General features: G+C 71.3%; 17 protein-coding genes. 9 read left to right on the plus strand and 8 right to left on the minus strand.

All coding sequences use genetic code 11. The features are described 5' to 3' along the window. Positions 1–141: 141 nt before the first annotated feature. Positions 142–966 carry an N-formylglutamate amidohydrolase gene (locus tag ABTX78_RS20930; RefSeq protein WP_352208277.1) on the minus strand — a complete coding sequence of 275 codons (825 nt, stop codon included), beginning with the start codon at positions 964–966 and terminating at the stop codon, positions 142–144. A 211-nt stretch (positions 967–1,177) separates the two neighbouring features. Between ABTX78_RS20930 and ABTX78_RS20935 the strand changes: the two genes are divergently transcribed. The 4 genes from ABTX78_RS20935 (at position 1,178) to ABTX78_RS20950 (ending at position 4,622) form a co-directional block, all read left to right on the plus strand. After that, on the plus strand, positions 1,178–2,446 hold the full coding sequence (locus tag ABTX78_RS20935) for a hypothetical protein (protein WP_352208278.1): 1,269 nt from the start codon (positions 1,178–1,180) through the stop codon (positions 2,444–2,446). Between the two features lie 354 nt (positions 2,447–2,800). Next, positions 2,801–3,088, plus strand: a complete 288-nt coding sequence (locus tag ABTX78_RS20940; protein WP_352208279.1) for an SUMF1/EgtB/PvdO family nonheme iron enzyme — start codon at positions 2,801–2,803, stop codon at positions 3,086–3,088. Further along, complete coding sequence (locus ABTX78_RS20945) at positions 3,085–3,348, plus strand: hypothetical protein (RefSeq protein ID WP_352208280.1); 264 nt, start codon at positions 3,085–3,087, stop codon at positions 3,346–3,348. The genes ABTX78_RS20940 and ABTX78_RS20945 overlap by 4 nt, the downstream gene beginning before the upstream one ends. Continuing rightward, positions 3,345–4,622 carry a hypothetical protein gene (locus tag ABTX78_RS20950; RefSeq protein WP_352208281.1) on the plus strand — a complete coding sequence of 426 codons (1,278 nt, stop codon included), beginning with the start codon at positions 3,345–3,347 and terminating at the stop codon, positions 4,620–4,622. Before ABTX78_RS20945 ends, ABTX78_RS20950 begins: the two co-directional genes overlap by 4 nt. Before the next feature lie 122 nt (positions 4,623–4,744). On the opposite strand, the gene ABTX78_RS20955 is transcribed toward ABTX78_RS20950, so the two are convergent. The 3 genes from ABTX78_RS20955 to ABTX78_RS20965 form a co-directional block, all read right to left on the minus strand. Further along, entirely contained in the window at positions 4,745–5,995 is a 1,251-nt protein-coding gene (locus ABTX78_RS20955; protein WP_352208282.1) for a cation:proton antiporter, read from the minus strand. A gap of 2 nt (positions 5,996–5,997) precedes the next feature. Further along, positions 5,998–6,468, minus strand: coding sequence for a cation:proton antiporter regulatory subunit (locus ABTX78_RS20960; RefSeq protein ID WP_352208283.1), 471 nt, complete (start codon positions 6,466–6,468; stop codon positions 5,998–6,000). A gap of 164 nt (positions 6,469–6,632) precedes the next feature. Then, complete coding sequence (locus ABTX78_RS20965) at positions 6,633–7,907, minus strand: SGNH/GDSL hydrolase family protein (protein WP_352208284.1); 1,275 nt, start codon at positions 7,905–7,907, stop codon at positions 6,633–6,635. Between the two features lie 273 nt (positions 7,908–8,180). Here ABTX78_RS20965 and ABTX78_RS20970 point away from each other — a divergent pair, with 273 nt between their 5' ends. Both ABTX78_RS20970 and ABTX78_RS20975 read left to right on the plus strand, forming a co-directional pair. Then, positions 8,181–8,993, plus strand: a complete 813-nt coding sequence (locus ABTX78_RS20970; RefSeq protein ID WP_352208285.1) for an SAM-dependent methyltransferase — start codon at positions 8,181–8,183, stop codon at positions 8,991–8,993. A 77-nt stretch (positions 8,994–9,070) separates the two neighbouring features. Further along, a complete protein-coding gene (locus ABTX78_RS20975) occupies positions 9,071–9,814 on the plus strand; it encodes a hypothetical protein (protein WP_352208286.1) in 744 nt (247 codons plus the stop codon). A 71-nt stretch (positions 9,815–9,885) separates the two neighbouring features. Here the strand turns inward: ABTX78_RS20975 and xylB are convergent, their stop codons facing one another. Next, complete coding sequence (gene xylB, locus ABTX78_RS20980) at positions 9,886–11,364, minus strand: xylulokinase (RefSeq protein WP_352208287.1); 1,479 nt, start codon at positions 11,362–11,364, stop codon at positions 9,886–9,888. Positions 11,365–11,540: 176 nt separating this feature from the next. On the opposite strand from xylB, the gene xylA reads away from it, so the two are divergent. Further along, positions 11,541–12,710, plus strand: coding sequence for a xylose isomerase (xylA, locus tag ABTX78_RS20985; protein WP_352208403.1), 1,170 nt, complete (start codon positions 11,541–11,543; stop codon positions 12,708–12,710). Positions 12,711–13,051: 341 nt separating this feature from the next. On the opposite strand, the gene ABTX78_RS20990 is transcribed toward xylA, so the two are convergent. From ABTX78_RS20990 to ABTX78_RS21000, 3 genes are all read right to left on the minus strand, one after another. Further along, positions 13,052–14,329, minus strand: a complete 1,278-nt coding sequence (locus ABTX78_RS20990) for an ROK family protein (protein WP_352208288.1) — start codon at positions 14,327–14,329, stop codon at positions 13,052–13,054. Between the two features lie 3 nt (positions 14,330–14,332). After that, positions 14,333–14,863: a toxin-antitoxin system, toxin component gene (locus ABTX78_RS20995; RefSeq protein ID WP_352208404.1), complete on the minus strand. Its 531-nt coding sequence runs from the start codon at positions 14,861–14,863 to the stop codon at positions 14,333–14,335. A gap of 78 nt (positions 14,864–14,941) precedes the next feature. Further along, positions 14,942–15,601, minus strand: coding sequence for a helix-turn-helix transcriptional regulator (locus ABTX78_RS21000; RefSeq protein ID WP_352208289.1), 660 nt, complete (start codon positions 15,599–15,601; stop codon positions 14,942–14,944). A 380-nt stretch (positions 15,602–15,981) separates the two neighbouring features. Here ABTX78_RS21000 and ABTX78_RS21005 point away from each other — a divergent pair, with 380 nt between their 5' ends. Continuing rightward, positions 15,982–16,908 carry an MmyB family transcriptional regulator gene (locus tag ABTX78_RS21005; protein ID WP_352208290.1) on the plus strand — a complete coding sequence of 309 codons (927 nt, stop codon included), beginning with the start codon at positions 15,982–15,984 and terminating at the stop codon, positions 16,906–16,908. Positions 16,909–17,088: 180 nt separating this feature from the next. Further along, complete coding sequence (locus ABTX78_RS21010) at positions 17,089–18,588, plus strand: M28 family metallopeptidase (protein WP_352208291.1); 1,500 nt, start codon at positions 17,089–17,091, stop codon at positions 18,586–18,588. The last annotated feature ends 60 nt before the right edge of the window (positions 18,589–18,648 follow it).

An 18,648-nucleotide genomic window follows, 5' to 3' on the forward strand; every position in this document is an offset into this window, starting at 1 on the left:
TCCGGCTGTGGCTCAGCGTGCCCTGCCGTTACGGCCCCGCCGGTCACTTGTCGAAGGCACGCCTACGGGGTTTCTCGCCACCGGGCCGAGCCGCCGGGTGACGACCGTCCAACGCCGACGGCGCAGGCGACGCCGACCCCCTTACGACAACGTGCGCGGGGGAGTCAGCGCGTTCACCAGTCCGGCCAGTGCAACCGCCAGGGATGTCAGCCCCGGCCCCGTGGGCCCGCCCGGCTCCTTCATGTAGACGTCCCGTCGGATTTCGACCATCAGCGCGCTGACCCGGGCGTCCTTGCCGTAGTACTCCAGCGGTACGTACGTGCCGGCGAAGGGGCTGTTGATCCCGGTTCCGCCGAAGTCCCCGAACGCCTGCTCGGCGAGGGCGAGAAGTTCGGGCGGAGTGTGGAAGGTGTTCGTGCCCAGGCAGATCGGCGGCCGTGGGCCGTCGCCGTGGAGTTCGTACGGCAGGGGCTCGCTCGGGTACGAGTGGACATCGATGATCACGGCTCGCCCGACAGTCTCCAGCCGGTCCGCGACGGCCGCTTTCATGGCCGCCGCGTACGGGTGGAAGTAGCGGTCGATCAGCGGCTGACCGTCGAAGCCCTCGGGGCGCAGCGGCTCCCGGTGCGTGGTCCGCGTGTAGACCGCGCCCATGCCGACCGCGAGCATTTCCTCCCGCTCGTCGGGGAAGCGTTCGGGGTCGATCACCAGCCTGGACAGCCGATTGACGAACTGCCAGGGCGTGACCGCGCAGAGTCCGGCGGCCGCGGTGGCCAGTTCGGCCGTGTGGGAATCGGTGATGTGGCCGAGTTCGGCCGCGAGGGCGTCGTCGTCCAGCAGGATCTCGTCGCGTACGGACGCGGGAAGCGCTCGCGAGGAGTGCGGTACGTGCAGGATCACCGGCGACGATTCGGCACCGGCCAGCAGATGGAAGGGCTCGCGGTGGTTCTCGGGGACTGTGGTCATCGCCTTCTCGGGTGCCGGGGCCGGTGGCCGGTGTCGTACTCCACGAACGTAGCCGAGGGAGCCCCGATGAAGGGTCGTCGGCCCGGTCGTGGCGACCGGATCACCTGATAACTTCTGCGAATTGTGACCAGCGGCGACGAGCACGAGGGGGCGCGTGAGCGACGCGTGGGAGGACCGGTCGGGCACACGGCTGCCCGAGGGAGTGCCGCCGATGAGGCCACGATGGCTGCCGCGGATACCGGACGGACCTGATCAGGGGCCCTGGCGTCGCCGGTCCAACCAACTGCTGTACGTTCTCGCGCTGGCCGGGATGGGAGCGAGCGTCTGGGCGTTCTGGCTCACGCTGGAGGACATGGGCGAGAAGTCCGACAGCAAAGACCGGATAGCCGAAGCGTGCGCGGGACTTGTGGACGCCGAGGCCGTGCTGTCGCTGCGAGGCGGAGTGGTCAGGACGAAAACCGACAGCGGGGCGGACTCCGTGCTCCGTATCGACTCCCTGCCGAGCGCGTGCCGCATCTACGGGGTACCGGAGTCCGGAGGGTCGGACGGCCTGTTCTCGCTCGTGGTCCGCACGGCGGCCGACGGCCGTCCCCTGCACGTCGTGGGCGACGAGAGCAGCCTGGAGCCGTTCCAGAACCGCTTGGATCGCAACGCCGAGGACGAGGACGCGACCCGCACGGCGGACCGCGCGGAGCCCCACCCTCTGGGGGACGGCGCTCTCGGTGACTACGACCACGGCTCCGTGACGGTGCGGGCGGTGTGCACGTCGGGGAAGCCCGCGGCTCTGTCCGTCACCGCCCGGGCGGACTACGAGGACGTGTCGGACCAGGACCGCCGGACGCTGGCCGAGGTCGCCCACGGAGCGGCGGTGCGGGCCGCCGCGGGGCTGAAGTGCGACGCGAGACTGTCCGCTCTTCCGTCGCGGTTGCCCACCCCGGATCGGGAACTCGGCGACCCGAAGTCCGCGAAGGCGTCCTGCGGGTGGTACCGGGGATACCTGGGTCGTACGGCCCGGGGCCGGCTCCCCGACCGCGTGCTGGAGGCACCGCTCGGCGCCATGAGCTCGACGGAGTCGTGCCTGTTGGCGGTCAGCCCGTCCGCCGTCGGCGAGATCGCCGACGATCTGCAGGGACCCGACAGGACGTACGCCGAACCGGCGCTCACCCACTCTCCGTGGTGGATGAGGACGTCGTCGTACCTCGGCACCGACGCGAAGTCGGTGGGCCACTCTCCCTTCGCCGACACCACGTTCCTCAAGCCGGGCACCGCCGGGGGCGACGAGGGAGCCGGCGTCTGGTGGGCCTCCTCCGTCTGCGACGGACGGCCTGCCCTCCACGCGCTCACCGTGAGCTATACGTACGACGGCGTCGTGAGCGGCCGGATGGCCGGGCTTCTCCGTGCGTACGTGGACGACGTGACCAAGCGCAGGGGGTGCACGGACGTCGTCTTCCCGCCCGCGACGGCGTTCGCGCGGAAGTAGTGGGTCGTGCGGCCGCTCATGGTGAGAACATTCGACGTAACCCACAGTGCGGTTCGCGTGTGCGCATGGCACGGCCCGCGGACGGCTGCGGCGGACACCGATCCTCAGAAGCCGTCGCTGGGTCTTCAGCGGTACGTCACCCGTCGCCACAGGCCGGTCTCATCTGCCGATGACGACGTGTGAGCAGTGCCCCGGCCATGAGTGACGTGTCCCATCGGCTGCCCGTCCACCCGCACGGCGCCGAGTCCCTCACGCGGTCGGCACGAGTTCGGAGACGATGGCCGGTCGCGTTACGCGCTGTTGTCGTCCCGGCACCGCGCGATAGCCTGGCCCGTGGTCGGGACAGGCGAACCGGTGACACGAGGGGGCCGTGGAGCAGTGCGACGTGTCGGCCAACAGCCGGACAACAGTTCACCGTTCGGCGTCGTCGGTATGGCCGGCAACTGCTGGGAATGGACCTCGACCAGCCTCAGCGACGCGGGTGAGGCAGTGATCTGCGGCGGCAGCTACGACAACCCGATGCGCGCGGTGCAGGCCGGCAGCAAGGGCCTTTACCGCAAGCGCGGTGGCAGCAACGCAGTCGGCCTCAGGTGTGTCGAGGACATCACAGGCGTCCCGGGTACGGAGAGGACAGGACGATGAGCGGCGGGCCACGCCACGGCACGATCGTCGACCGGCGTACGAACGGCGGAGGCCTCAACGGCACCGTCGGCTCCTACACCGTCCGGGACGACGAGGAAGAGATCTACTACAGCTTCGACTACCGGCAGATCGTGACCGAGGGGTTCCGTACGATCCGCACGGGCGAGCGGGTCCGCTTCCACATCTCCGCCGGCACCTTCGGCCGGGCACAGTTCGTCATCCGCCTCGACCAGCCTGACCCGGCCGAGTACTACGCATGACGGCTGCCACGCCTGCGCTCGATGCCGTCATGGGCGCGCGCCAGGAGCTGACCGTCGTTCTGCCCGTGCAGCTGCGGCGTACGCCCGACTGGGAAGAAGGTCCCTTTCCCTTCGAGTTGGGAAGCCGTCGGACCGACGCGGCGACGCGGTCCAGCTACTTCGCACCGGCGTCTGCCCGGGTCCTGTACGGAATACCCGGTCGCCCGCGGCGATGGCACCGACCACTGTCGATCGCTCACGACGGGCTGCGCCTCCTGGGCATGGAACTACTGCGGACAGCCACGGCCCGCAATCCGGAACACGCTCTGGCGGTCCTGCACCTGAGCGCGGACAGACCGCTGCTGCCAGTGCTGCGTGCCATAGCGACACGAGGGAACGCATCCGAGTCGGCGCCCCTGTCAGGACCGCTCTCGCCTGCTGAACTCCTTGCCGATATCGCGCAGGTTCGAGACGTGACCGGCCCGTTCGCGATTGCGCGCCCATACACGATCGCCTTCATGACGCCACATGCAGAACACATCGCCGCCCTGCGATCGGGACTGGAGGGCGGGCTGCCGGACACGGCCGACCGGTGGCTGTGGCAGCTGGCCTCCCGCTCGAACCCAGCCGATTTTCCGCTGGCACCCGAGACCGCGGTGAAGCAATTGGCGAGTGCCGTCCGCATCTCGGCGGACTGGAGTGCGCTGGTGCTGCGCCAGGGAGCGGCCTTTCTCGGCCACCGGGCCGATAGCGGTGCGGGTGACTTCTACGAGTTCGGCGCGCTCCACTCCCGCACCGTCTATCTCGATGCCTTGCTGCTCGGTTCTTTGCAGCGTGACCACATCGACGAGTTGACGGACGAGCTCTCAGAGGTGTTCGACTCTCGACGGTTGGCGCGGCGGGTCGCCACATTGGAGCGGAACATCGCCGTTTTCCGGAGTACCTATTGGCGTCAGCACCTGACCGCCCACGGGCCGGCGAACGATCTGCTGCTCGCCTTCCAGGACCAGCACCGGCTGCCGGACCGCTTCAGCGAGATCCTCGCCGAGGCGGCGGACTACAGCCGCCTGGTGCAGACCCGTGAGAGCCTGCAGATCAGCGGCGCGCTCGGGATTCTCACCATCCTGGGCCTGCCGCTCGGAACGGCGATCGGCATTCTCCAGGTTCTTGGGGACGAGTCTGTGACGCATCTCCTGACCGCTCTCGGAATATCCGTCGCGGCGACGGCGGGTGCGCTCACGACGCGGTACGGGCGACTGGTCCTGTCATCGCTGCGCGGTGGAGGCAATCCGTGAGCGCTTCATTCTTCTGTGGCCGCCGCCCTCCTGGCCGTACGTCCAGCGTGCCCGCTCCACCTCGTGGACGGTGACATCGTCCGGGCGCCCGCGCATGGTCCGAGTCCGTGCGGACTCGGACCTCAGCCGCTCTGACCCACCGGCCCACTCGAACTCGCCGACGGCGTGATCTCCTCGTGCCCCGCCACCCCGCCCGGCCCCGTCGGCAGTCCCGGCTTCGGTGGCTTTCGCCGCAGCCGGGAGAGCAGCGGCTCCGTCCAGCGCGCCGACAGCGGGCCGAGGATCACCATGATCAGGACGTACGCCGTCGCGATCGGGCCGATGCGGGGTTCCGTCGCGACCGCCAGGCCCGCGATCACGATCGAGAACTCGCCGCGGGCCACCAGCGCACCGCCCGCTCGGAGACGTCCGCGGGGTGCGATGCCCGCGCGGCGGGCCGCGTACCAGCCCGTCAGGATCTTGGTGGCCGCCGTGACCACCGCGAGCAGCAGCGCGGGCAGCAGGACCGGCGGGATCTCGGACGGGACCGTGGAGAGACCGAAGAAGACGAAGAAGACGGCCGCGAACAGGTCCCGCAGCGGGGTGAGCAGTTTGCGCGCGCCCTCGGCGACCTCGCCGGAGAGGGCGATGCCCACCAGGAACGCGCCGACCGCCGCTGAGACCTGCAGTTCCTGGGCCACGCCCGCCACCAGCAGGGTCAGGCCGAGGACGACCAGCAGCAGCATCTCGGGATTGTCGGAGGAGACCGCGCGGCTGATGAGCCTGCCGTGGCGGAGCGCGAGATAGAGGACGACGCCGACCGTGCCCAGCGCGATCAGCAGGGTGATGCTGCCGCCGGCGAGTCCCGCGCCCGCCACCAGGGCGGTCAGCAGGGGCAGGTAGACGGCCATCGACAGGTCCTCGATCACGAGGACGCCCAGGATCACCGGTGTCTCGCGGTTGCCGAGACGGCCCAGGTCGGTGAGCACCTTCGCGATGACGCCGGAGGACGAGATCCAGGTGACACCGGCCAGCGCCACGGCCGCCACGGGTCCCCAGCCGAGGAGCAGGGCTGCGGCCGCGCCCGGTACGGCGTTGAGGACGAAGTCGACGGCACCCGACGGGTACTGCGTCTTGAGGCTGCCGACGAGTTCGGACGCGCTGTACTCCAGCCCCAGCAGAAGGAGCAGGAGGATCACGCCGATCTCGGCGCCGACGGCGATGAAGTCCTCGCTGGCGCTGAGCGGCAGCAGTCCGCCCTGCCCGAAGGCGAGCCCCGCCAGGAGGTACAGGGGGATGGGGGAGAGGCCGATGCGGCCGGCGAACCGGCCTATCAGCCCCAGGCCGAGGATGATCGCGCCGAGTTCGATCAGCAGGGTCGTCGTCTCGTGCACGGTCAGCCTCCGGCGATGATCTCGACGAGGGCGTCGACGCCCTCGCGCGTGCCGACCGCGACGAGCGTGTCGCCCGCCGCGAAACGGAAGTCGGGTCCGGGGGAGGGATGCGCACCGGTACGGCGGAGTACCGCGACGATCGACGCGCCGGTGCGGGTGCGGGCCTGGGTGTCGCCGAGGAGCCGTCCGGTGTAGGGGGACCGGACGCCGACCGGGATGTGCTCGGTGACGAGGTCGATGCCGTCCGTCCGTACGGCGTCGATGGGCGCCGGGTCGATCAGATGGGCGAGGGCGGTGGCCTCGTCCGACGAGAGCGGGACGGACAGCAGACACGCGTCGGGGTCGTCCGGGGCGAAGAAGCCGAGGAAGCGCCGCCCGTCGTGGTGGACGACGACGGATATGTGCCGGCCCGCCTCGGTCGTGAAGTCGTACTGCGTACCGACTCCCGGCAATGAGGTACGACGGGTGCCCATGCTCGCCTCCCATGGCGTTGACCGGCCCCCGCCGAGGGCGGGTGAGCCGTGATGTCCGAGAGTTCGAACAGTCTACGTAAGCCGATCAATCCCGGCCCGGGTGGCATCTCCCGGGCAGGGGCGGCTGACCTGCGGCTCTCGGTACCTCCCGGTCGACCCGGCCGCTATCGGCGGGCGCAGCGCAACTGCTCCGGGTCGACGGCGTCGGCCATCACCGGCATCCCCGCGTCGCCGGGGTGCAGATGGTCACCGCTGTCGTACGCGGGCAGGATGCGGGACGGGCGGGCGGGGTCACGGACGGCCGCGTCGAAGTCGACGACCTCGTCGAACGCCCCGCTCTCCCGGACGAAGGCGTTGACCTCCTGACGCAGTGCCTCGCCGCTGGGGCTCCATTCCGGCCAGCCCTCGTACGGCATGACGGTCGCGCCGACCACGCAGACGCCGGCGGCGTGCGCGCGGTCGATGATCTGCCGGTAGCCCGCGATGAGGGCGGCGGCGGTGGGCGCGGGGGTCGCCTTGATGTCGTTGACGCCTTCGAGCAGGAACACGGTGTGCAGCCCGCGCTGCGACAGGACGTCACGGTCGAGGCGCTTGAGGGCGCTCTCGCCCGAGCCGTCGGTGAGGACCTTGTTGCCGGAGATCCCTTCGTTGGCCACACCCTTGATCCGCGTGCGGGGGTCCTCGGCGAGTCTGCGGGCCAGGAAGTCGGGCCAGCGGCGGTTGGTGTCGGCCGTCGACGAGGCTCCGTCGGTGATCGAGTCGCCGAGTGTGGCAACCGCGCCGGTGCCGCGCCGCGCGTTGACGACCGCGGCGTCGAGATAGAACCAGGAGGTCGCGCGCTCGGTGTACGCCGTGGCGGCCTCGTCCGGAGCGTGGTCGCCCGAGGGAGCGATGTAGGAGGTCTGGAGCGCCATCTTGTGGCCGGTGGCGGGACCGCTTGCCTGCTGGACGTACAGACTGACCGCGAGATCGGCCTGCGGGCGCAGTGTGCCGCGCAGCGGGTCGCTGTAGACGGACGCTCCGGGTGCCAGCGTGACGGCGGGGGAGCCGCGGAAGGTGAGCTGCCGGTTGCTGCCGGGAACCAGCGCCGCGCCCGTGGCCCGCAGACCGGCGTACGCACGGCCGAAGGTCACGGGCCGGGTGCCGAAGGTGTTGGAGAGCCGGACGCGCAGTTCCTCGCCGCCCACGCTGGTACGGACGATGAGGCGGTAGGTGCGCTCCTGGAGGGCGGTGGGGCTGACGAGGTCGGTACTGGCGGCCCACGTGTCGACGGGGGTGGGGCGCGCGATCGCGGGAACGGCGTCGCTTTCCGGTGCGGCTGCCGGGGCCGGGGCCGCCCCGATCAGCGCGCCGGTCGCCAGGACGGCTGTGGTGACGTGCAGGGCACGGGCCCGCAGCCGTAACCGGAATCCGGGGGTGGGGAGCAGGGTGGCGTTCATGTGCCGGTTTCCTCCCTTGCGGCTCGGGGCCCGCGGGGCCCCGGGGACGAAGGCATGGGCATGAGTTCAATGACATGAACATGCCATTGAGGGTGCTGGGGCTATTCACTCCCGGCCGGGTGCGCGGTGTCCAGACCGCCTTGGGACCGCGCTCGACCTGCGGCGAACTCCCGCACTGGACAACGGGGTTAGTTGCCGGAGGGCACGCCTCCTGGGATGATCACCGGGCGTTGAACCCTTGACCTGAGCACCTCCGCCCCCAAGGAGCCTCGTATGACCGGGACCGAGCCGACCAGCCCCAGGATCGACACCGGCAAGCCGCATCCTGCCCGCGTGTACGACTGGTTCCTCGGCGGCAAGGACAACTACCCGGTGGACGAGGAACTCGGCCGCCAGATCATGAGCATCGACGCGCGCGCCAAGCATGTCGCCCGGACGAACCGCTGGTTCATGCACCGCGTCACCCGCTGGCTGGCGGGGGAGGCGGGGATCACGCAGTACCTCGACGTCGGCACCGGCATCCCCACCGAGCCGAATCTGCATCAGATAGCCCAGGGCATCGTCCCCGAGGCGCGCGTGGTCTACACGGACAACGATCCCATCGTGCTGACACACGCCGAGGCGCTGCTGCGCAGCACCCCGGAGGGCGTCACCGACTACATCCAGGCCGACGTCCGCGAGCCCGAGATCATCCTCGAACAGGCCCGGAAGGTCCTGGACTTCGGCCGCCCCGTAGCTCTGTCGCTGGTGGCTCTCCTGCACTTCGTCGGCGACGCCGACCGCCCGTACGACCTGGTCGGCCGGCTCGTGGACGCGCTGCCGTCGGGCAGCTACCTCGTGCTGTCCCAGCTCACCTCCGACTTCGACCCGGAGGCGGTCCAGCGCGGCGTCCAGATGTACGCCGCCGGCGGGGTCACTCTCGCACCGCGCACCCAGGCCGAGATCGCGCGCTTCTTCGACGGCCTCGACGTGGTCGAGCCGGGAATCGTCCAGCTCACCCGGTGGCATCCGGAACTCGCCGTCGACGAGGCCACGGAGGGGAACGAAGGAGCGTCGCTGTACGCGGCGGTGGGGCGCAAGCCGTAGCGGGTGTGCCGAACCGCGCCTCCGGACGACCCGCGGGCGAAGGGTGGTCGGAGCGGCGGGGTGGGAAGGGATGGTGCATGGGCATCTTCCGTCGACGTCGCCGGTCCGCGTCACCCGGCGACCAACAGCGCCGGCAATACCGGGTCGGCGAGGAACAGGGGGACGGTGACTACGCGCGCGTTCTCGACGAGAGCGACGCCGTGGCCGGCCTCTGGCTGAGAAACCCCCACCATGCCCGTGATCCCTTGCTGATCGACACCTTGCTCCACAGGTTCGACCAGCCCCATCTGATGGGTGCGGACAACCGCGTCGTCGCCAACACGGTCGACGGCAAGGCCGGGTTGTTCGTCATGTTCGGCGGCCGGCGCGCCCCCGGCGAACCCGCGCCCGTCCCGTTCGGGCACGACGAGGGTCTCGCCGGCGGCGAAGGAGCGCCCGCCGACCGGTCGTTGCTGCTCAACGGCCGTCGGCACCCGCTGCACGAGGACTTCGACGCCCTCGGCCGGGACGTGGCGGCGGGCAGGATCGCGCTGCTCAGGACGACGATCTCCGGCCTGACCGTGGACGACCAGGTGCGGCTGTTCGACGTCGTGGCGGCCGCCTTCGGCGAGGACTCTCCCGAGACCCGCGCGGTGGTCGGCGCGGGCTTCCACTGCCTCACCTGCTTCGAGGGCTACTCGGCGATGGTCATCCAGCTCCGCGATCACCTGAGAAACGGTGGACGGTCGAACCTGCGGGACATCACCGAGTGCCGTGCGTGTGGGGGGCAGGACGCGGTCTGGGTCTACCGGCCACCCGCGGAGGCGGCACCCACGCGGTAGCCGCTGCCGCCCGGCCCGTGGGGCGAACGGATCGGCCGTCGGCCCTCCGAGTCGGCCCCGCCTGTCGTGGATCATGGTGTGAGCAGCGTCGGCGTCGCCCGCTCCAGCACCTCCGAGACCCGCTCCCAAGTTTCCATATCCCTTTGCACCGGCGGCAGTTGGACAGCGCGGTCGCCCTGCCAGCCGCTCGACAGCGCCACCGGGTCCTCGCCCGACGCCGCTGCGGCGGCCAGCGCCGCCGCTCCGAGGGCGACCTGTTCGTCGCTCTCGGGGATCAGCAGGGGCCGTCCGGAGAGGCGGCGTACGGTCTCCACCCAGTACCTGCCACGCGCTCCGCCGCCCACCAGACGCAGTGGGCGCGACGCGACATCCGCGCCCGACGGGTCCGTGCCGCAGGCGCGCAGCACCTCGTCGAGGGCGCGCAGCACGGTCACGACAGCGCCCTCGTATGCCGCGCCCAGGATCTGCTGGCGGCTGGTGGTGTGCCGCAGGCCGGAGAGGAGACCGGAGGCGCCCGGCAGATCGGGTGTCCGCTCCCCGTCGAGGTACGGCAGCAGGACCACCTCGCCGCCCGCCTCCGCCGTGTCCCGGCTCAGGCCGAGCAGGGTGGCGATCCGGTCGACTGCCTGGGTGCAGTTCAGGGTGCAGGCCAGCGGGAGGTATGTGCCGTCAGCGGCGGCGAAGCCGGCGAGGACCGGTGAGGCGGGCCGGGTGCGGGTCGCCGCGAACACCGTTCCCGAGGTGCCGAGGCTCAGGGCCGGATGGTCGAGCAGCCCCGCGCCGCCGAGCCCCAGCCCGACGGCGGCGGCCATGTTGTCGCCGGTCCCCGCGGCGACCGCGATGCCCGCGGGCAGCCCGAGATCGTCGGCCGCCGCGCCGATGAGGGAACCGACCCGGGTGGCGCCGGTCTGTGCCACCTCGGGCAGGAGGTCCTCCTCCAGCCCGACGAGTTCCAGCAGCCGCGGGTCGTAGGCGCCGGTCGCGGTGGAGTACCAGCAGGTGCCCGAGGCGTCGCCGGGGTCGGTGGCCGCGGCGCCGGACAGCCGTTCGGTGAGGAAGTCGTGGGGGAGACGGACGGCGGCGGCGGCCTTCGCGGCGCGCGGCTCGTTCTCCCGCAGCCACTGCCACTTGGCGGCGGTCATCGAGGCGACGGGCACCGAGCCGGTGCGGGCGGTCCAGGCTTCCGGGCCGCCGAGCGCCTCCGTGAGCGCGGCGGCCTGCGGGGCCGAACGGGTGTCGTTCCACAGCAGCGCCGGGCGCACGGGACGACCGCTGCTGTCCAGGACGACCAGACCGTGCTGCTGACCGGCGACCGCGATGCCTGTTACGGCGGAGGCGGACACGCCGGACTCGCGGAGCCCGATGGCCACCGCCTCGCGCAGGGCGTTCCACCAGACCTCGGGGTCGGTCTCACGCGCACCGTGGTCGCCGCTGACCTGGTGGGCCGCGCGGCCGACGGCCAGTGTCCTGCCGGTGGCCGCTTCGATGAACGCCGCCTTGGTGGACTGGGTCGAACTGTCCACGCCGATGACGACAGCCTGCGTCGGCATTGCCTCCACCTCTCCGTCCGGGACCGGTCCCGTCCAGGCCTATTTGGCCGTGGGAAAAACAAATTACGTCAACCCGTGCCCGGGGAACAGGTGTTGGAGGGCTTCAGAGATGGGCGGGGGGAGTGCATTATTAGTAAGGCAAGAAAACAAACTGTGGATCGAAGGCGGTCATGGCGATGACGGAACGCTTCACCCCCACCCCCGAGGACCGGTTCAGCTTCGGCCTCTGGACGGTCGGCTGGCAGGGCAGGGATCCCTTCGGGGACGCGACCCGGCCGCCTCTGGACCCCGTCGAGTCCGTGCAGCGGCTCGCCGCGCTGGGTGCGTACGGCGTCACCTTCCACGACGACGACCTGATCCCCTTCGGCGCGACCGAGGCCGAGCGCGAGTCCCACATCAAACACTTCCGGCAGGCGCTGGACAAGACCGGTCTCGTGGTGCCGATGGCCACCACCAACCTCTTCACCCACCCCGTGTTCAAGGACGGCGGCTTCACGTCCAACGACCGGGACGTACGCCGCTACGCCCTGCGCAAGACGATCCGCAACATCGACCTGGCGGCCGAGCTCGGGGCACAGACCTATGTCGCCTGGGGCGGGCGCGAGGGTGCGGAGTCCGGCGCCGCCAAGGACGTGCGGGCCGCGCTGGACCGAATGAAGGAAGCGTTCGACCTGCTGGGGGAGTACGTCACCGAGCAGGGCTACGACCTGCGCTTCGCCATCGAGCCCAAGCCCAACGAGCCGCGCGGCGACATCCTGCTGCCCACCGTCGGGCACGCCCTGGCCTTCATCGAGCGCCTGGAGCGGCCCGAGCTGTACGGCGTGAACCCGGAGGTCGGGCACGAGCAGATGGCCGGGCTGAACTTCCCGCACTCCATCGCGCAGGCCCTGTGGGCGGGGAAGCTCTTCCACATCGACCTCAACGGGCAGAACGGCATCAAGTACGACCAGGACCTGCGCTTCGGCGCGGGCGATCTGCGGTCCGCGTTCTGGCTGGTGGACCTGTTGGAGACGGCCGGCTACGAGGGCCCGAGGCACTTCGACTTCAAGCCGCCGCGGACGGAGGACTTCGACGGGGTGTGGGCGTCCGCGGCCGGGTGCATGCGGAACTACCTGATCCTGCGGGAGAGGGCTGCCGCGTTCCGGTCCGACCCGAAGGTGCGGGAGGCGCTGCGGGCCGCCCGGCTCGACGAGCTGGTCCTCCCGACCGCCGAGGACGGGCTGGCCGCGCTGCTCGCGGACCGGTCGGCGTTCGAGGAGTTCGACGTGACCGCCGCGGCGGAACGGGGCATGGCCTTCGAGGTCCTCGACCAGCTGGCGATGGACCACCTGCTCGGGGTGGCCTGACCGTCGGATTTCGGGCGGGCCGGGCGCTGCCCGGAGCTGCGGATTCCCGGGCGGGCTCGGCGGGCTGCGGGTTCCCGGGTGGCCGGGCGGGCTGCGCCGGGCTGCGGGTTCCCGGGTGGCCGGGCGGGCTGCGCCGGGCTGCGGGTTCCCGGACGGCCTGGTGGGCTCGGCGGGCTGGACAGCGTGGGGGACGGGCCGGGCGTGCCGGGTCCGTTCAGGCCCGTCCGGCAGCGGTCGAGGTCAGGTTCGGCCGGGCAGCGTCGAGGTCGGGGCCCGTCCCGCAGTGTCGAGGTCAGGTGCGCCCCCGGGGGCGGTCGAGGTCAGGTTCGCCCGGGGCGAGATCAGGCCCGTCCGGCGACCGAGGGGATCGCGTACGCCACCGGGTCCGTCAGCACGTCCTGCACCACCAGCGCCGCCGCGCCGCGCGCGGCGTCCGCGGCGGGGGAGGACGCCCGGAGCCGGTCGCCGCCCTCCGGCCACAGTCCCGACACCACCCGCCCGCCCAGTTCCACGCCGGCGGGCGGGGCGAGCCAGGGCACCAGGGGCCGGTAGATCCCGCCGAGCACCACCGCGTCCGGGTCGAAGAGGTTCACCGCGCCGGACAGCACCCGGCCGAGCATCGACCCGGCACGCTCCAGGGCTGTCAGCGCGGCCGCTTCACCCGCCCGGGCCCGCCGCTCCAGCTCCGCCACGGCCACCGCGCCGTTCGTCTCGTCGATGCCCGCGGCGCGCAGCAGGGCGGACTGGCCCGCGTACTGCTCCAGACAGCCGCGCGACCCGCAGCGGCACTCGGGGCCGTCGGGTGCGACGACGACGTGGCCGATCTCGCCGGCGAAACCGTGCGCCCCGCGCAACAGTTCGCCGTCCAGGACCAGGGCGCCGCCGACACCGATCTCTCCCGTCAGATACAGGAAGGTGCGCATCGCGCCGAGGCCGCCGAACCACAGCTCCGCCAGCGCCGCGAGGTTGGCCTCGTTCTCCGAACGGACCGGCAGCGCGGGCAGTCCGGGGCGCAGGGCGGCGAGCGCGTCGGCGAACGGGAGCTCCGCTGCGACCCGGCTCCAGCCGAGGTTGGGCGCCTGCCGCACGGTGCCGGCGGCTACCAGGCCGGGCAGCGCCAGCGCGGCGCCGACCGGCTGGAGCTCCTGCTCGACCGCGGACGTCAGTGCGCGGGCCGCGATACCCGCCGCGCGCGCGAGCACCCGGGCAGGCGGCGCACCGCGGTTGTCGAGATGCTCGACGAGCCGGACCCGGTCGGTGCCCGCCAGGTCCACCACACACACGGACACATAGTCGACGTTGATCTCGACGCCGATCCCCGCGACGCCGGTCCGGGCAACCTTCAGTACCGTGCCCGGGCGGCCGGCCTGACCGCTGAAGGTCTTGCCGGACTCCGAGAGGAAGCCGCTCTCCAGCAGTTGTTCCACCAGGGAGGAGATGGCCGCGCGGGTCAGGCCCACGCGGGCGGAGACCCCGGCCCGTGTCACCTCGCCGGCCTCGCGCACGGCTCGCAGCACCAGGCTCAGATTGTGTCGTCGCACGGTGTCCCTGTCGGCCTTGGGCTCCAGCGGTGTGCGGCCCACCGGGCCGGGCAGTGTCACGCGTGCGGTTGGTTCCACGAATCAGCCCTGTGGCCCGCGGTATCCCAGGGACGCCTCGATCCGTCCGGCGAGACCTTCGCGGCTGACAGGGCCGCGGCCCGCCGAACCGGCCAGCCAGGAACGGCACTTGCTGCTGAGCAGCAGCCCGAAGCTCTCCGCCTCGTTCTCCTCGGCCTGGTCGAAACGGGTCCTGGCAGCGACCTTGAGGACGGTGGCCTGAAGGTCCGCCTCGTCGGAGAGCAGCCGTGCGGCGACCGCCGCGCCGTCGACGTGGTGGGTGCAGTGCCCGGCCTTCATGTGCCAGAGCTCATGGCCGAGGATGACCAGCTGGTGGTCGGGCGCCGTGCGCTCCTCGATGACGATCAGGTCCTGATCCGTCATGTCCAGCCACAGGCCGCTCGCCGTGCCCGGCGGGAAGGTCGCGGTGCGGTAACGGACGGGCCGGCCGCGGCGTTTGCTCATCACGCCGCACAACGCGCCGTAGAGATCGGTGGGTGCCGCGGGGGCGGGCAGGTCGATTCCGGCTACCAGCTCTCCGCACAGCCGGCGCATCTCCTTGCCTATGCTCACCGTTCTCCTCTCCCCGTCAACGGTTGTGCGCACACGTGCGGTGTCGAGCCTGGCCTGAAATCAGGGGTCCGTCGGCTCCGCGGGATCTGCCGGTGAGGTCGGTTTGACGCTCTCCAGCAGCATGTCGAGCCACTCGGTGACCTTGTCCCGGTGCTTGTCGGTCGGCAGTTGGGCCGCGCGCCAGGCGATGCCGCGTACTCCATGGTCCTGGAGCAGGCGCTCCAGTGGGTCGCCCTCGCCGGCATAGTCCTGAAGCAGCCGCTGTTCGGTGCGCTGCAACGCACCGTTGAGCGCGTCCGCGTCCTCGGCCGTGAGGAAGCCCGCGTGGACCTTGAAGAACCTCTGGATCGCATCGCAGTGCTCCATGGTGGGGCGACGGTCGCCGTTGATGAGAGCACCCGCCTGCTGACGCGACATGGCGGCGCCGTCGGCGATCTCCTGCTGGGTGTACCGGCGGCCGTTCGGCTTGAGCCGGGTCCTGCGCAGCAGGTCGAAGCGCTGCAGAAAGCGTGTCTGGAGGTCGGGTTCGCCGGCCGGACGGCCGTCGAGCAGCGAGCTGACCACATCGGCGGGAACGCCCGAGGACTCCGAGAGCTGATCCACGTCGAGGACCTCCCCGTGGCTCAGTCCGAGCTTGCCTGCGAGTTCGGCGACGCGGGCCACCGACGCCGCCAAGGGGCCTGCGGCTGTCGGGCCCGGAACCAAGAAGCCGTCTGTCACCAGTAGGTCTCCTAGATCACGCGAGGTCGCTCCGCACACAGTTGGCTGCCCGGAGATTAACCGCTTCGAGGAAATACAGCCAGGTCTTGCCACAGCTGTGGCGTGATCTGAACGCTCTACGGCGGGGAATGCCACGATAGTTGACATGGCCGCTTCCGCGGTAGCAGGATCGCCACGCGGGGTGAAGATCCAAAGGGCGCTGCCGCAGCAGGACTTCGAGAAGGGTGGCGTTCTCGATGACACATGAGGCGGGCGTTGATCGGCCTGGTGTCCATGGTCGACGGACGTGTGCGGGGACGAACCGCGGCACGGTCCGGTCGCGACGGCTGACCGACGTTCTCCGACGGCGCCGGGAAGAGCTCGGGCTGAGTGTGGCGGACGTGGCGGCACGGCTGGAGATCAGTACGGGCGCCTACGGCAGCTGGGAGCGCACGCCGGCCCAGGAATGGACCGACGAGAAGCTCTCCGCCCTGGTCAAGGCGCTGGAGATGACGGACCAGCAGGGCGGCTGGCTGTTCCGCCTCGCCGTCGACCGCGATCCCCCCTACGCCTCGGCCGACCTGTGCGATTCCTCTGCGCACGTAGCGCCGCTCGGGCCCGCGCGACCCTCCGGACCGGCCTTTCCGTCCGGGCCCGTGCGCCCCTACGTACCGGTGCCCGCGCCCGCGCTGCCCGCCGAGCCCTGCTCACCGGACGAGCGGCCGCGCGACCCGGAGACCCTGGCGTATCTGCGGGACTACGCCGCGATGATGGACGCCGTGCCGCTGCCGTCGGTCCTCTTCGACAACCGCTGGGACGTGGCGCACGTCAACCCCGCCTATCACGCGCTGTTCCGGGGCGTGGGGGAGCACCCCACGGCCATGCCGGACCAGAACTTCCTGCGCTTCGTGCTCTTCCACCCGGACGCGGGCTCCGTGCTCGGCGACCGCGAGACGAGTTGGTGCCTGCCGCTGCTCGCGCAGCTGGAATCGGCGCTCGAGAGGTACGAGGACGACCGTGTCCTTCAAGCCATTCGTGACGACATCGCCGACGACCCGATCATGGATGCCGCCTACCGGTGCGGGTTGCCGCACTGGATGCGGATCACGGGCGCGGCGGCCGTCCACCACGACGGCGCCGTACGGCCGTTGCACCACCCGGACCCGCGCTGGGGCCACACGGATTGCCGGATCGTCGACGAGACTCCCGCGACGCTTCAGGACCGGGGCTTCACACGGATGACGATGGTGCTCCACGAACACCGGAGCGCGGCACCGCCGTCCGCCCGCCGGGGCAAGCCGCATCTGCGGGCGGTCGCCGGCGGCTGAGCGCCGAGCGACGTACGGGCCCGGCGCACAGGCAGCAGGTGGGCCGCGTGCCCCTTCGCGTCAACAGGCGTGACAGGCGGGCTGTGCCCACTGCGGCAACAGGCGGGGCCGCGCCGAGCGCGTCGTCCGGCTCCCGCCCGTGCCCTTGTCAGGTGCTCGGCGCGCCACGACCATGACTTCATGTCGCAGCAGACGCCAGAACCCACCGGTGATCACACCCTCCCCCCTGGCACCAGCCGCAGATCGGTCCTCGCCGCCACGGCCGGCACCGTCGCGCTCGGCGCGACGCTGACCGGAGCTGGAGCGACGCCCGCGGCCGCCGCACCCGCCGTCACCGAGGAGACCGCCACCGCTCCGGCGCGGCGCGGTCGCACCCCGGACCGGGATCTCCCCGCCACCGCGCAACGCCCCTCCCGTGAACTGCGGGCCCTGCTCGCGGAGATCGACACCGACCGCATCGAGGCGACCGTGCGCAAGCTCGCCTCCTTCGGCACCCGCCACACCCTCTCCAGCCAGGACGACCCGAAGCGCGGCATCGGCGCGGCCCGCGACTGGATCTTCGCCGAGCTGAAGAGATACGCGGCTGCCGGCGGCGGCCGGATGACGGTGGAGCTCCAGAGCTACATCCAGGAACCGGCCTCGCGCATCCCCGTGGCGACCCGGATCACCAACGTCGTGGCCACACTGCGCGGTTCGACGGACCCGGACCGGGTCTACGTCGTCTCCGGACACTACGACTCACGTGCCACCGATGTGATGGACGCCGTCGGCGACGCACCCGGCGCCGACGACGACGCCTCGGGCGTGGCCGTCGCCATGGAACTCGCCCGGGTGACGGCGAAGCGGCGCCCGGGCGCCACCCTCGTGTTCGCGGCCGTCGCGGGGGAGGAGCAAGGGCTGTACGGAGCCGCTCACATGGCGCGCACCTTCGCGTCGGCCGGGGTCGACCTCCAGGGCATGTTCACCGACGACATCGTGGGCAGTCCGACGGCTGACGACGGCAGCCGGGACCCGTACACCGTCCGGCTCTTCGCCGAGGGTGTGCCCACCTCCGAGACCCCCGCCGAGGCGGCCACGCGTCAGTCGGTCGGCGGCGAGAACGACTCACGGTCGCGCCAGTTGGCCCGATTCGTGCGCGACGTCGCGGACAACGACGCCACCGACATGCATGTCCGGGTCGTCTACCGCAGGGACCGCTATCTGCGGGGCGGCGACCACATCCCGTACCTCGAACGGGGCTTCCCCGCGGCCCGGTTCACCGAGCCGGCCGAGGACTACGCCCACCAGCACCAGGATGTGAAGGTGGCCGACGGCAAGCAGTACGGTGACCTGCCGGAGTTCTGCGACTTCGCCTACATCGCGCGTGTCGCGAAGGTCAACGCCGCCGCCGTGTGGACCCTGGCCCAGGCGCCCGGCACCCCCAAGGGCGCGAAGATCCTCACCAGTGCGCTGACGAACGCGACCGAGTTGGTGTGGGAGCGGGGCAAGGAGAGCGATCTGGCCGGTTACGAGGTCGTCTGGCGGGAGACCACCGATGCGGAGTGGACCCACGTCGTGCGGGCCGGCAACACCACCCGTCACACCGTGGACCTGTCCAAGGACAACGTCTTCTTCGGTGTCCGGGCCGTGAACCGGGCCGGTCTGCGCAGTCCGGTCGCGTTCCCCGCCCCGCAGCGCTGAACACCGGACGGGACCGGGGTTTCGGCCCTTCCCGGACCGTTCGGGGCCCGGTCCCGCAGA

The organism is Streptomyces sp. NPDC096193 (assembly GCF_040302905.1).
Taxonomy (GTDB): domain Bacteria; phylum Actinomycetota; class Actinomycetes; order Streptomycetales; family Streptomycetaceae; genus Streptomyces.

What these genes read in the sequence shown, in the direction of transcription:
- ABTX78_RS20930 (WP_352208277.1), bottom strand. Translation starts at nt 966, where the DNA reads ATGACCACAGTCCCCGAGAACCACCGCGAGCCCTTCCATCTGCTGGCC.
- ABTX78_RS20935 (WP_352208278.1), top strand. Translation starts at nt 1,178, where the DNA reads ATGAGGCCACGATGGCTGCCGCGGATACCGGACGGACCTGATCAGGGG.
- ABTX78_RS20945 (WP_352208280.1), top strand. Translation starts at nt 3,085, where the DNA reads ATGAGCGGCGGGCCACGCCACGGCACGATCGTCGACCGGCGTACGAAC.
- ABTX78_RS20950 (WP_352208281.1), top strand. Translation starts at nt 3,345, where the DNA reads ATGACGGCTGCCACGCCTGCGCTCGATGCCGTCATGGGCGCGCGCCAG.
- ABTX78_RS20960 (WP_352208283.1), bottom strand. Translation starts at nt 6,468, where the DNA reads ATGGGCACCCGTCGTACCTCATTGCCGGGAGTCGGTACGCAGTACGAC.
- ABTX78_RS20965 (WP_352208284.1), bottom strand. Translation starts at nt 7,907, where the DNA reads ATGAACGCCACCCTGCTCCCCACCCCCGGATTCCGGTTACGGCTGCGG.
- ABTX78_RS20970 (WP_352208285.1), top strand. Translation starts at nt 8,181, where the DNA reads ATGACCGGGACCGAGCCGACCAGCCCCAGGATCGACACCGGCAAGCCG.
- ABTX78_RS20975 (WP_352208286.1), top strand. Translation starts at nt 9,071, where the DNA reads ATGGGCATCTTCCGTCGACGTCGCCGGTCCGCGTCACCCGGCGACCAA.
- xylB (WP_352208287.1), bottom strand. Translation starts at nt 11,364, where the DNA reads ATGCCGACGCAGGCTGTCGTCATCGGCGTGGACAGTTCGACCCAGTCC.
- xylA (WP_352208403.1), top strand. Translation starts at nt 11,541, where the DNA reads ATGACGGAACGCTTCACCCCCACCCCCGAGGACCGGTTCAGCTTCGGC.
- ABTX78_RS20995 (WP_352208404.1), bottom strand. Translation starts at nt 14,863, where the DNA reads ATGCGCCGGCTGTGCGGAGAGCTGGTAGCCGGAATCGACCTGCCCGCC.
- ABTX78_RS21010 (WP_352208291.1), top strand. Translation starts at nt 17,089, where the DNA reads ATGTCGCAGCAGACGCCAGAACCCACCGGTGATCACACCCTCCCCCCT.